At 59.6% G+C, this 12,603-nt stretch carries 12 protein-coding genes and 1 pseudogene; 7 read left to right on the top strand and 6 right to left on the bottom strand.

Going from position 1 to position 12,603, the window contains the following annotated elements; all coding sequences use genetic code 11:
* Nucleotides 1–152 precede the first annotated feature (152 nt).
* The 3 genes from OH764_RS25550 to OH764_RS25540 all read left to right on the top strand — a co-directional run bounded on the left by OH764_RS25550 (nt 153) and on the right by OH764_RS25540 (nt 4,447).
* A complete protein-coding gene (locus OH764_RS25550; protein ID WP_498848970.1) occupies nt 153–1,208 on the top strand; it encodes a LacI family DNA-binding transcriptional regulator in 1,056 nt (351 codons plus the stop codon).
* 196 nt (nt 1,209–1,404) lie between these two features.
* The gene (locus tag OH764_RS25545; protein ID WP_425179696.1) at nt 1,405–3,189 is read left to right on the top strand and encodes an IlvD/Edd family dehydratase; all 1,785 of its coding nucleotides are present in this window, start codon (nt 1,405–1,407) and stop codon (nt 3,187–3,189) included.
* Nucleotides 3,190–3,268: 79 nt separating this feature from the next.
* Nucleotides 3,269–4,447 (top strand): fumarylacetoacetate hydrolase family protein, encoded by a 1,179-nt coding sequence (locus tag OH764_RS25540; RefSeq protein ID WP_498848969.1) that lies wholly within the window; start codon nt 3,269–3,271, stop codon nt 4,445–4,447.
* Nucleotides 4,448–4,513: 66 nt separating this feature from the next.
* Here the strand turns inward: OH764_RS25540 and OH764_RS25535 are convergent, their stop codons facing one another.
* Complete coding sequence (locus OH764_RS25535) at nt 4,514–4,765, bottom strand: hypothetical protein (protein ID WP_027775785.1); 252 nt, start codon at nt 4,763–4,765, stop codon at nt 4,514–4,516.
* Between the two features lie 53 nt (nt 4,766–4,818).
* Nucleotides 4,819–5,127 carry a hypothetical protein gene (locus OH764_RS25530; RefSeq protein WP_498848968.1) on the bottom strand — a complete coding sequence of 103 codons (309 nt, stop codon included), beginning with the start codon at nt 5,125–5,127 and terminating at the stop codon, nt 4,819–4,821.
* A 264-nt stretch (nt 5,128–5,391) separates the two neighbouring features.
* Here OH764_RS25530 and OH764_RS25525 point away from each other — a divergent pair, with 264 nt between their 5' ends.
* The gene (locus tag OH764_RS25525) at nt 5,392–5,730 is read left to right on the top strand and encodes a hypothetical protein (RefSeq protein WP_498848967.1); all 339 of its coding nucleotides are present in this window, start codon (nt 5,392–5,394) and stop codon (nt 5,728–5,730) included.
* A 111-nt stretch (nt 5,731–5,841) separates the two neighbouring features.
* Here OH764_RS25525 and OH764_RS25520 read toward each other — a convergent pair whose 3' ends face one another.
* The gene (locus OH764_RS25520) at nt 5,842–5,994 is read right to left on the bottom strand and encodes a hypothetical protein (RefSeq protein WP_498848966.1); all 153 of its coding nucleotides are present in this window, start codon (nt 5,992–5,994) and stop codon (nt 5,842–5,844) included.
* Between the two features lie 973 nt (nt 5,995–6,967).
* Here OH764_RS25520 and OH764_RS25515 point away from each other — a divergent pair.
* Nucleotides 6,968–7,390: pseudogene (locus tag OH764_RS25515) on the top strand (TetR/AcrR family transcriptional regulator); the annotation flags it as partial.
* Between the two features lie 728 nt (nt 7,391–8,118).
* On the opposite strand, the gene OH764_RS25510 reads toward OH764_RS25515, so the two are convergent.
* Nucleotides 8,119–8,628 carry a hypothetical protein gene (locus OH764_RS25510; RefSeq protein ID WP_498848965.1) on the bottom strand — a complete coding sequence of 170 codons (510 nt, stop codon included), beginning with the start codon at nt 8,626–8,628 and terminating at the stop codon, nt 8,119–8,121.
* 310 nt (nt 8,629–8,938) lie between these two features.
* Between OH764_RS25510 and OH764_RS25505 the strand changes: the two genes are divergently transcribed.
* Nucleotides 8,939–9,334 carry a DNA-binding transcriptional response regulator gene (locus OH764_RS25505; protein ID WP_498848964.1) on the top strand — a complete coding sequence of 132 codons (396 nt, stop codon included), beginning with the start codon at nt 8,939–8,941 and terminating at the stop codon, nt 9,332–9,334.
* Between the two features lie 628 nt (nt 9,335–9,962).
* Here the strand turns inward: OH764_RS25505 and OH764_RS25500 are convergent.
* The gene (locus OH764_RS25500) at nt 9,963–10,310 is read right to left on the bottom strand and encodes an H-NS histone family protein (RefSeq protein ID WP_498848963.1); all 348 of its coding nucleotides are present in this window, start codon (nt 10,308–10,310) and stop codon (nt 9,963–9,965) included.
* Between the two features lie 247 nt (nt 10,311–10,557).
* Nucleotides 10,558–11,766 carry a permease gene (locus OH764_RS25495; RefSeq protein ID WP_498848962.1) on the bottom strand — a complete coding sequence of 403 codons (1,209 nt, stop codon included), beginning with the start codon at nt 11,764–11,766 and terminating at the stop codon, nt 10,558–10,560.
* A gap of 83 nt (nt 11,767–11,849) precedes the next feature.
* Between OH764_RS25495 and OH764_RS25490 the strand changes: the two genes are divergently transcribed.
* The gene (locus tag OH764_RS25490) at nt 11,850–11,975 is read left to right on the top strand and encodes a hypothetical protein (protein WP_498848961.1); all 126 of its coding nucleotides are present in this window, start codon (nt 11,850–11,852) and stop codon (nt 11,973–11,975) included.
* Nucleotides 11,976–12,603: the final 628 nt, after the last annotated feature.

The raw sequence follows: 12,603 nt of genomic DNA, 5'->3' as shown, positions 1-12,603 counted from the left end.
TAACGAAGGTAGCATGACGCGCCATCGAACGGCAAGCCAGGGGAATCTACCTAGGCGCGCAATACCGGGTGCCGTATCATGCGGAGTCGTTGCGAGTCGGTTATGCCGCGTTCCGGCTGACTCGCTCATGAACGCAAACCACCCCGAGACCGATGGGCAATCCCCGCATCAACGACCGTACCGTCAGCGACCCGCATCCTGGTCCACCTCGCATGTCGGACGTCGCGCGTATCGCGGGCGTTTCGAAGATGACGGTGTCTCGCGTACTGGCGGGGCACAGCGTGGCGCCGGCAACTCGGGAACGCGTACAGCAGGCAATCGACGACCTCGGATACGTGGCCGACGCCGCCGCAGGCGCGCTGTCGTCCGGGAAGTCGGAATTCGTCGCCGTGCTTGTCCCGTCTCTCGCTAGCTCGAACTTCTCTGATACCGTGCGTGGTCTATCCTCCGCGCTAGAGCCTCATGGCCTGCAGATTCTTCTGGGAGACACCGACTACGACCTCGCTCGTGAAGAGCGCCTGGTTCGTTCGATGCTCAGATATCAGCCTCGCTGCATCGCGTTGACCGGGTCGCAGCATACTGAAGGAACCCGCCAGGTACTTGAGCGCTCGCGCATTCCCGTGGTGGAAATGTGGGACCTACCAACCAGTCCGATCGACATGGCGGTCGGCTTTTCAAACGCCCGGGCAGCGCGTGAGATGGTGCGATATCTCAAGGACCGCGGTTACCGGAAAATCGGTTTTCTGGCCGGCGCGAGTGACCTGGATCGACGCGGTCTGGAGCGCCTGAAGGGTTACCAGCAGGAGATGAAAGCACAAGGGCTCGGCGAGCCCCGGGTAATTCGCTTCGGCGAATCGCCTATCACCATGAGTCACGGCGCTCCCGCGCTCGATGCTCTTCTCGAACGATGGCCCGATACGGATGCTGTCATGTGCGTGAGCGACATGTCCGCATTTGGCGCCATCATGCAATGCCACCGTCGCGGACTTCGCGTTCCTGAAGATATCGCAGTGGCGGGCTTCGGCAATTTCGAAGTGTCCGTTTGCTGTAACCCGACGATTACGACGGTGTCGGTCGACGCCTACGGTATCGGCTCCCGCGCGGGGCAGCTATTGCTGTCGTCGGTCGCGTCGGCTACCCCGCGCGCGGTACCCGAGCGCCGTAAATTCACTATCGATTACACGGTGATTTCGCGCGAAAGCGCGTAGTCTTTCCTGGTGCACAGCGTCTGCGCAGCGTGATAACATCAATGGATGTTACCGATAACAGATCTAACTAATCTAACCGATCTGTCTGCACGGAAACCGCAGCGAGCGCCCGGCGCTAACGCTGTCGCAGCAACGGCGATAATCGCGATCGAATTGCACGACATCGCCACGACATGGACACGACGGAGTACAACGCATGACTCAGCTCAATGCCAGGCGCTTGCGCAGCCAGGAATGGTTCGACGACCCTGCCAACGCGGACATGACCGCGCTTTACGTAGAGCGCTTCATGAACTATGGCCTCACGCGGGAGGAGCTGCAGTCCGGGCGGCCCATCATTGGTATTGCGCAGACAGGCAGCGATCTGGCGCCCTGCAACCGTCACCATATTGAACTCGCGGCGCGCACTAAAGCAGGCATTCGTGACGCAGGCGGAATTCCGATGGAGTTTCCGGTTCACCCGCTCGCGGAACAAAGCCGCCGTCCCACCGCCGCACTCGACCGCAATCTGGCTTATCTTGGTCTCGTCGAGATCTTGCATGGATTTCCTCTGGATGGCGTCGTGCTCACAACCGGCTGTGACAAGACAACGCCAGCCTGCCTGATGGCCGCCGCAACGGTCGACATGCCGGCCATCGTTTTGTCAGGCGGTCCGATGCTGGACGGCTGGCATCAAGGCAAACGGGTGGGCTCGGGAACGGTCATCTGGCACGCGCGCAATCTGCTCGCGGCGGGCGAGATCGACTACGAGGGGTTCATGGAACTGACCACCGCATCGTCTCCGTCCATTGGGCACTGCAATACGATGGGAACCGCGTTGTCGATGAACAGTCTCGCCGAAGCGTTGGGTATGTCGCTTCCGGGTTGTGCGAGCATCCCCGCAGCCTACAGGGAGCGAGGACAGATGGCGTATGCGACGGGCAAACGTATCGTCGACCTGGTGCGAGACGACGTGCGGCCGTCGAAGATCATGACGAAGGCGGCGTTTGAGAATGCGATTGTCGTGGCTTCGGCGCTAGGCGCATCGAGCAATTGTCCGCCGCACCTCATCGCGATTGCCCGTCATATGGGCGTTGAGTTGAGTCTGAATGACTGGCAACGTGTTGGCGAAAAGGTGCCGCTCATCGTGAATTGCATGCCGGCCGGCGAGTATCTGGGCGAGAGCTTCCATCGCGCGGGCGGTGTTCCGGCGGTGCTTCGCGAGCTCGACCGCGCTGGGCTCGTGCATCGTGACTGCCTGACCGTATCGGGCCAGGTGATTGGCGCTATCGCTGACAATGCGGCTCAACCCGACCGCGACGTCATCAAGACGACCGACGAGCCGTTGAAGCACGGCGCTGGATTCATCGTGCTCTCCGGCAATTTCTTCGACAGCGCCATCATGAAGATGTCCGTAGTCGGCGATGCATTCAGAAATACCTATCTGAGCGAACCCGGTGCAGAAAACAGCTTCGAAACAAGGGCAATCGTGTTCGACGGACCTGAGGACTATCACTCCCGCATCAATGATCCGTCGCTCAACATCGACCAGCACTGCATTCTGGTGATTCGCGGTGCGGGCACCGTGGGTTACCCAGGCAGTGCCGAGGTCGTGAACATGGCGCCTCCTGCCGAGCTCGTGCGTCAAGGTATAACGTCGCTCCCGACAATGGGCGACGGCCGTCAAAGCGGAACGTCGGCAAGCCCGTCGATTCTGAACATGTCACCGGAAGCGGCCATTGGCGGCGGGCTCGCTCTTCTGCAAACGGGCGATCGCATCCGCGTCGACCTGAATACGCGGACTGTGAATGTTCTGGTCGATGAAGACGAGCTTGCACGCCGTCGTGAGACAGTGAGCTTCGACATTCCGCCGGCGCAGACCCCGTGGCAAGAGCTATATCGACAGACTGTCGGTCAGTTGTCTACAGGCGGATGCCTCGAGCCGGCAACGCTTTACCTCAAAGTCATAGCAGAACGCGGCAACCCGCGACATTCCCACTAAACCGGCAGCGCTGGCATCTCATCGTGATGCCAGTCCGGCCGACTCGATCTGCCTGTGTGAACCGGAGACAATCCTCATCATGACGTCACAAAACCCCACCAGCTTTCTGCCTGACGACTTGCAGCGCGCGCTGCTTGTCGGTCGTGTCTGGCGCAAAACGGCCGCATACGAAGGGCCGTCTGTCATAGTGGTCCGCAACGGCGAAGTACTTGATATAACCGCGAGCGTGCCGACCACTGCCGACCTGTTCGATCATGAAGACGTCGTTCAGTTTGCCCGGACGGTTGCGGGTGAGGCGCTTGGCTCGGTTGAGAAACTGGTCGAAGCAAACCTGGGGACAGTGCAAGGTGACGCGCCCCGACTGCTTGCGCCCAATGACGTCCAGGCGATCAAGGCGTGTGGCGTCACGTTTGCAGTTAGCCTGATCGAGCGGGTGATCGAAGAGCAGGCAGGCGGAGACCCCGCTAAAGCCGAAGAGGTTCGAGGAACCATCGCCGCCACCATCGGCACCGACCTGTCGAAAATCAAGCCGGGTTCGGAAGCAGCGATGAAACTCAAGGCGGAACTGGAACGACGCGGCGCTTGGTCTCAGTACATGGAAGTCGGCATCGGGCCCGACGCCGAAGTTTTCTCAAAGTCGCAGCCGATGTCTGCAGTGGGTCTCGCGGCGGACGTCGGCCTGCTCGCGGCGTCGAAGTGGAACAACCCGGAGCCGGAAATCGTCCTCGCGGTGAATAGCCGTGGCGAGGTTGTGGGGGCAACATTAGGCAACGACGTCAATCTGCGCGACATAGAAGGGCGCTCGGCTTTGCTGCTCGGCAAGTGCAAGGACAACAACGCATCATGCGCAATTGGTCCTTTTGTGCGTCTGTTCGACGACTCGTTTGACCTCGACTCCGTTCGCAAGACCAGTGTTTCCCTGCGCGTGGAAGGTGCGGACGACGGCTTCGTCCTGGAAGGCGTCAGCCACATGAGCGAAATCAGCCGGGACCCGGCGGATCTCGTTGCGCAGACATGGGGACGTCATCACCAGTATCCGGACGGTTTCATGCTGTTCCTCGGCACGATGTTCTCGCCGATCAAGGACCGCGACACGAAGGGCGGCGGCTTCACGCATCATCTTGGCGACAAGGTGACCATTTCGGCTCCCGAACTCGGCGCGCTGATCAATACCGTGCGACTGAGCACGGAGGTCGCGCCATGGACTTTCGGTGTGCGCGCGCTTTATCGCAATCTGGCTTCCCGAGGCGTGCTTTAAGCCACATTTAAGCGGCCTTAAGCGGGTCTCAAGCGGCTTCGCGCGGGCGCACGAAGCCGGGACGTCTTATTGCGCCTGTGCGACCTGACGATGTGCGGCCTGCTGTTGCGCGGCCTGCTCCTGGGCGCGCTGTTTGGCGAGGTGTCTGCCCACCATGCAGCCGCCGACCGCGCCGACGACAGCATGGTGCCCCGCGTAATGCCCGGCGACGCCGCCCACTACCGCACCCTTGAGACAGCCCGCGGCGTTCGCCGTGCCTGCCGCCCCGAAGACCAGCGTGGTTGCAATGAGGGCGATTCTTATCGAGCTAGCTTTCATTCGAAGATACTCTAAGGTTGGATGTTGCGGATCTGGCGCCTTTGCGCGCCGTTTCAATACCCGCGCCAATCATGACGCTCGCGCCATTCGTGCTCGCGCCATTCGTGGCGACGCCACTCACGTTCACGCCATTCGCGACGCTCACGCCATTCACGCGCCCGCCAGTCATAGTCGCCGTATGCGACGGCGACAGGGGCGGGAGCATACACGACCGGAGGCGGCGGTGCGTAGACCGGTTCAGCCGGCGCGTAGACTCCCACCGGGATGCCAATTCCGACGCCGACGTTGACATGAGCCGAAGCGGCCGTCGACGCTGCCAATGCAGTGAGACCGAGTACTACGCCGAAAATCTTCTTATTCATTTTCGCTACTCCCTCGCACGCGTTGCGTGCCGTGTCGGTGAACATGGCTCGAAGTGTAGGAGACGAGTCCGGACACAGGTGCAACGGCTCTGCGAGATTGGTAACACGACATTACGCGCTCGGCGGGACCGCTAGCCCGCGCCGCAGAAAGCTTGTTGCAATGTAACGTCACGGCACCACAACTTTCGCCTGCCGATGTGCCATGATGGCAACGAAAGAGAAGGCGCAAGACGGTCACGTGGCCAATCGGCAAGGGAGGCAAAAGTGACGAATGACGACAATGTGTTGGGCGAGCAGTCGGCGCAGCTGCCGGAAGCGCTCCAGACACTCGCTGGATACCTGGAACGGTCTCTTGACGGCGCTAGCAGCGTCGTCATGATGCGGCACACGAACGAGCTTTGCACCGTTTATCTAGGTAATCCCGAGGGCCCGCGCGAGGAACTCAAGCAGATTGGCGCGATATCCACGGCGCTTGCCAATGAGATGCTCGAGTCGACCTCTTCAGGGGTGAATCTCATGCAGATCGACGGTCAAACGTATCGCTTCGCGCGCAGCTTCACCGAGGTCGGCGGCGTGGCGGCTGTTGTCTTTTCAACCGAATGATGTTGCTCCCAGGCGTTGCTCCTGCGCATCGACCCGGAACGCTTGGTGATCATCTCAATGGCGTGATGCGCCTGATCGGTTAAAGGAGGATCGGTGCGTTTGAGAAAGTATTCAGGCCTGCTGCTGCTCATGGCAGCCCTCGGTTCCACGCGTGCGTGGGCGAGTGACATCCAATGCGCTGCAACCCGGCAGCCGGCAGAGCGCGTCATATGCGACCACGCCATTCTGAATAACGAATACGACGATATCGCCGCTCAGCAGCAAGCGCTGCTCGGCAGCGGAAAGCTATCATCCGGGCAACTCGCGCAATGGCGCCAAATGCGCAATGCTTGCACCGACGTCCAATGCATCGACACAGTGTTCGCGCAATGGAAAGCGATGGCCCGTTCCATTTCGGCGAACGCCGCGGTTGCTCCGGCGATCGCTTCGTCAACCGATTTCGCTCCTGTCGGACCAGCATCGAATGCAGGCGCTCTCACGTCCGACGCAGAACCTTTGCCTGCGTCGCAGGCGTCGCCGACGTCCGAGGCATCGCTCGTGCGTCAAGGCAGTGCGGCCGGCGTAGCGCTTCCGCAACCTGTCGCCAGTCAGGCCTCGTCGCCGGCGGCCACTGCGGTTGCCAGTGGCGCCCGCGAACCCCGGAGTGCGACAGGGTTGACAACCGCACTAACGGTGCTCGTCCTCATCGCGGCAGCGTTTGGCGCGTTTGTCATCCGCCGTAAGCGAAGTGGCGGCTCGCCTAAGCGTCGCTGAGAAACCGTCGCAAGAGAACCGTCATCAAGCCGGGAGCCTCGGCCCCCGAGTAAGCTTGCGGGTGTGCAGTTTCGCCTTCTCAAGGCGAAAACAGCCTTTGCAACGAGCATGGGCGGCCCGCGCGACTCCTCGCAAATCATCGACAACTGACAAATGGACCTTTGGATTCAACCCTGTGCACGGTGCGCCGACCTCTACGGGATGCCGGCGACCGAGCCCCCGCATCAAGACCTGACGCTCAACGGTGCGGGCGCCGTTAAAGATGCGCGAGCCGAGGAACACTACACATGCCTTCGTTGTCGGGGTGTGTTTGCGCGAATCCTCGCTGGTCCGCCGACGAGACGGATCTGGATGCTGCTGAACGCCGGACAGCATTGACGGATGCATCTTGAGCGCGGGCGGCTGCTAATTTTTCTAGTGCGTCCTGGTTGAGTCCGTCGACGTCACCGAGCGGAGAGCTATTTCCCGAAACCGACTGCGATCAGAAGGAGGTGACATTAGCCTCGCGGAGGTTGCGCGGCAGGCTGGCGTAGGCCCCGGAACGCTCTATCGCCACTTCCCAACCCGCGAGACATTGCTCGAGAGTGTCTAGCGCGCCGAGGTCGAAAGCCTGGCGGAAGAGGAGCGACGGCTTACTCAGGAGTCGCCAATTGCGCCGGCGCTTAACTCGATCGACGATGGGGCGACGACCGAGTTGTTTGAGTATTCCGGTAAACAAATCAAGGCGGCAACCCAGACGCTCGTGTCACGCGCGGTCGAAAGTGGAGACGTCCGGGCAGACCTCGGAGCGCTTGATTTGGCGCGCGCGCTGGTAGAGGTGTCGAATGTCGCTTCTGCTCCTGACTGGCAGCAAAGTGCGAAGCGACCGGTGGACATTCTGTCGCTCAAGTCAAAACCAGGTAGCTGACACCGCATACCTGACTGTTTTCCGCATGCGTTAGCAAGCGACTTTATCTGGCACATCGCAGTCTGCGATGATGGTCCAGAATATTTGCCATTGCTCAGAAACCGGTACTTCTGACAGTACGAGCTAACGGCAAAAGTAGCGCCGCATTGCGCAATCACCGTCGACAATCCCACGCCTGTTCCAATTGAGACCCCTCGTCCCTGACATTGCGACCGGCTCGTGCTCAGTTACATCGGCCTGCCACTTGAACAGACCTTTAGCGTAGAGGCTCCGAAGACGGCGGACGCTTGCGTGACCGCAACAATCAGCGGAATAAGGCACGAACTATGCGCCTGGCGTCGTGTGCACGGCAGACGCTTGCACGAGACGTTTTCTTCCCGGGGGCATCATGAACTACATTGTTAAGACTTTTTGCGCTTCAGTCCTCGCGGTTACGCTGTCGGTCGCAGCGTACGCACAAACCGGCCGGCCTGCTGGCGGTACGGCAACGCCCGGAGCCGGCGCCGGTTTGACAAAGGCCCCGAACGGGAGCACGGACAGCTCTCCTGATGTCAAGGGCACTGGCGCCAATGAGGCGCGCAGTGGTCCGTCGACAGGTCGTTCCACTCACAGCAAGACTAATGGTCTCAACATGGGTACGCGTAGTGGCGCGAACAGCGACGTCAATATGCCGCGGAACACCCCAAAGCAAGGCGGCCAGTAGCCTGGAATGCCACAACGGCAGCGGGTCAACGCGTTGTCTTCGGGTCGGGCCAGGGCCAACCCCTTCGGGCCTGAGCCGCATTCTGCTCGTCGGACGGCGCGGCCGCGACCGGAGGTATCGTCCCCGCCGCGTCATGCAATCGTGCGTCCGCCGCGTCATCCGCTTTGCCGGCGAGCCCCTCCCCAAACCATGCCACCTTTTTCTGGAGGTGGCCGACATAAGCGTTCCAGCCGTCGGGGTTCCCGTCAAAGAGCTCGTGCTGAACGGTCGACGCAAGAGCTTTGCGGTTAAGCTCGGTATCGAGCAGTTCCTTTGGCCAGAGGAAGAACGCACCGGCGACGCGTGCGCTGAAATCGGCCACCGTCATCTCCGGCGCAAGCGTTCGCAGGAACCCGAAATCCCGGAACAAATGCAGTTCCGCCGCAAGCTGCACCACTGGCGTGTCGGTCATACCGGCCCGGCTTAGGCAGCTCAGAGCTTCGAGCATGTCTCCGAGGTGCAGTAGCAGTTCTCGTCTGTCAAATCGGTCGTCCATCAAATATCTCCATTCGCCGCACCCGCTTCAGAATAAGTCAGCCTTTTCGGCGCAACGCTTCGTCCCGCAGCATCTTATCCTTGCGCGTCATCGTCGGCCAATTGCGACGCCTTGCTCTAGTTGAAGGACTGAGTCCCGCTGTCCTCCCGACGAGCCAAGAAGCCTGGGGCCTCGCTAGCTGGCTTACGCATATCGGTGGCGCGCGCCGCGGGGGCGAGACGCAGTCACTGAAGCTTCAGACAAGCTCTCGCATACGGCGCGCGCCGGGCACGGCCCATGCGCACGGCAAAGTAGTTATGCGGGGAAGTCCATGAGCAGAATATTGCTGGTAGGCAAAGAGCCTGATCTGATTGAGATTCTGCGGCTTTCCCTGGAGGCTGAGGGTCATCACATCATGACGGCGCTCGATTGCCTGGAGGCGTTGGAAATGGTGTCGGGAAGACTTCCAGACATCGTTGTCACTGACTCGAAGACGCTAGACCCAATCGCCCTTTGCAAGTTGCAACGACACGCGCAGCCGGGCGAAGGCTTTCCAGTCATTCGGCTTTCCGACGGCCCGCAGCCGACTGACCACCACGCGTCCCTTCTCGAGGCCTATGTTCAAAAGCCGGTGGATTTTCAGCAGTTGCTATCGCTGGTTTCGCAACTGACAATAGAGAGACAGAATTTGGGTTCGGACAGCGACATCAACATGGGATCAAGCTGAAGTGTGCGCGTGATCGTGTGCGCTTTGTTGTCGTTAAGGCGAATTCGCTGGTGAGTGCCGGAGGAGTCTGTGAGGATGCGCACATCATTCGCCGTCACCCATTGCTAGCCTTGCAGACCTGGGAGGTACCTAGCCATGCACGCAAAGCCGGTCGAGTACGCGGGCGCAACCATAGTGCCCGTGGCGTCCCTATCAGGGAGCGGTTATGCCGCGATTGCCATCGTAACCACTAGCGTCGGCAAACAGCGCGCCTATGGGCCGCTGAAACGCTTTCCTACGGAAAAAGCCGCGTGCGAATACGCCGTGTCTTACGCGAAATCCCGGCTTGACCGCCGATGGGGGCTCGGCAAGAAATGACAGAGTCCGACGGCGTTGCCTGCTGAGACACCGTCCGCTTGACGGCCTCGCGGCGTGGGCGGCCAGTCAGTGCACTACAGGTTGCGAAGCGACAACGCGGCGCGTACTGGCTGCACCCAATCGCGCAATATCTGAAGCGCAACTCGATATTGTCCGCGCCTCGAGTTCCATTGCGTGCTCAGCCACCGTCCCCACGTCAGCGACGTAAGACGTTGGCATATCGCGAGGCTGCAACTCAGACGAGAGGGTAGAGCAACGTGACTTGACTTGTTCAATGCCCATCAGAAAACAGCACGCCCTGCGCCCTGGCGTGAGAAGCGGCTCTCTTGTCCGTTAGGAACTGATTGCGGTCCTTGCCTGCAATCCATGCGGGTGCTCGCCCACGGCCACTCCACGTCGAGCCGCTTACGGGGTCGCGGTACTTAGCTTCCAGCTCATTTGCTTGAACGCCTACCTTGCGCCCCGTCAGCTCGGAGACGGTGATGCCATACTCACCCATCTTTTGCACGATTTCGTTCAACACGAGGAGGGTCTCTCGTTCCCTGGCTTCGGCCAGTTGCTCGTTCAATGCTTCTTGTTGTGCGCGCAGTTGAGCGATTTCAATACCCTGATATGCCATATGTTCCGGACCCTCTTGCCGATATTCCCGTCGATTGATTTCGGCGGATGGTTCGCAAGTATAGGCGGTTTAGATGCCGGCACGTGATACGGTCGAGCGATACGGACAGAGGACAGCGGTGTCACCAGCACGACAACATAGCGACCGCTTGAAGTGACTTCGTTTGTAATAGAGAGCCAAGCGAGCACAGACAGACATTGCGTTGAGAAAAGTAAGCTTTTCATACTGAGGCTCACTTGCAGTGAAATCAGTTGGACGGGTCGTGATGATGGTGATGCGCGTTGTCATGAGCGGCGTGATGCACATGAGCGCCGTGTTCGTGCTCGCCTTGCTCCATCATGCTCATCATGCGGGGACCGCCGGTTCTGAAAAAGACAATGCCGAGAGCGATGAATACGACGCCGAAAACGATGTCCAGCACGGTGGTGTAGTTGAAGGTAATCGCTGCGTTCACGACTGCTGTATGCCGTTCCGTCGGGACCCATCCGAGTGACTGGAACAGTGCTTCGACCATGAGGGCCGCTGAGACCATCGCAAGATAGAAGGTCACAGCGAGGAACACCGTCATCCGGCCGCCGTAGTATTTCCGGTAGATGTTGAGAATAGGAAGGATGATGAGGTCGCCAAAGATGAAGGAGGCGACACCGCCGAAGCTGATACCGCCATTCCACAGCACTGCAGCGAGCGGCACATTTCCAACGGAGCAGGTGAACGACGCAACCGCAATAAAGGGACCGACAAATGCGCCCCAAATCATTGCCACCGTCGGATGACTGACAAAGAAGAATTTCTGCCAGAAGCTGTCCGGCACCCAGGCGCCGAGTGCGCCAGCGATCAGCAACCCTATCCCGATGTCGCGCCACAGCATCGCCCAGTTCATCACGTAACCATGGCTGATTGCTATCCACCCGTCTCTCGATGAAAGCCGTTCCTTCCAGGTGCCGTGCTGTTCGCCCATCGACATGGCCGCATGCCCCTCCATACTGCCCGCGATGCCCTTATCTGCCTGCTCGATAGCTTCCTTCTTAAGCGACTGCCTGAGAAAGAAACGGAAGAGCAGCACTAGCACGATAATCATGATCGGGCCGCCGATGAATTCAGCAGCGGCGAACTGCCAGGAAATCAACACCCACATCAGCACGCCAAGTTCGAGCACTAGATTCGTGGCTGCAAACTGGAACGCCATCGCGGAGGTGAAGTCGCCTCCTTTACGCACAATGGAGCGGGCCATCGCGACGGCCGCATAAGAACATGATGAGGACGCGGCACCGAGGAGGCTGGCGACCGTAAGCGAGCGAGGCGACGCGTCAGGCAGAAGCTTCGACATCTCAGACTTCGAGACAACAACTTCGATCACGGCAGAGAGCAGGAAGCCGAGACTCAATCCCCAGAAAATCTGCCACAACATCGTGAAGGCCATCCACAGCGCGTGACCCAAGGCAGTGACAATCTGCATCGCAATCTCCTGGTAGACATCTATACCAACGGCGCCCGGTTATAGAAAAAAATGCCGTGATGTTCATGCCGTCGGCTCCGCAGATGTCTTCGAAAACCAACACCGACATGGTCGCATTGAAGTACGGCGCACTGGAGGACGCCCGGATGCCGTCTGTCAGGAAGGCGGATATTGCCCGAGAGCGGGGATTGCCGAATCTTTTCGAGTAGACGTTCCAGTGCCATCAAGAAAGATGAAATTCGGTCGATATTTAGCCTGTTGTATCTATTGACCGAGAGAAGACGTGGATGACAACGATTATCTGGCGGCCTTCGCATTCTGCGTGACCGTCGACACCATTCGGAAGGCGCAAGGGAAGATGATGCCAGAGGACCTTCCGGTTGGCTCTATGGAGCGCATGCAGCGGAGGTCGACGTCATAGAAGACACGCTTCGCATGCTTGGCATAGCCCCGGACGCGGCGAACGGCTTCCAGGACGGGCCGGAAGAGTAGGGACGAATTTCTCTCTCTTCTATCGCATGTCCCCCCACAGCAGGTATAGGTTTTTCGAGCAGGCCAGAGATCGTTTGCAACTGCTTTCTCCCAAGCCAGTTTTTTTCAAGCGCTTCCGCTAACCTATTGATTGCACGGCGGTTGGCGTTGGCCGACTTTCCGTTTCGGTGATGGTGCTCTCGCTTGTAAATATTGCAACAGCCGCGCGGCGTAGTTTGGTACATGTTTGGTGCGTCTCTGTCCGCTCGCCAGGCGTGCTTGAATCAACGTGTTACGGCTCTCAGGCCAGCTTGAATTTCGAAGCTTGGTCTGGTCTGGCGAGCTCTAGGCCACTTTGATTTGCGA

The organism is Burkholderia sp. M6-3 (assembly GCF_050858985.1).
GTDB classification, from domain to species: domain Bacteria; phylum Pseudomonadota; class Gammaproteobacteria; order Burkholderiales; family Burkholderiaceae; genus Paraburkholderia; species Paraburkholderia caledonica.
The sequence above is the reverse complement of the archived record's forward strand: the minus strand, read 5'-3'. Positions and strand labels throughout refer to the sequence as shown.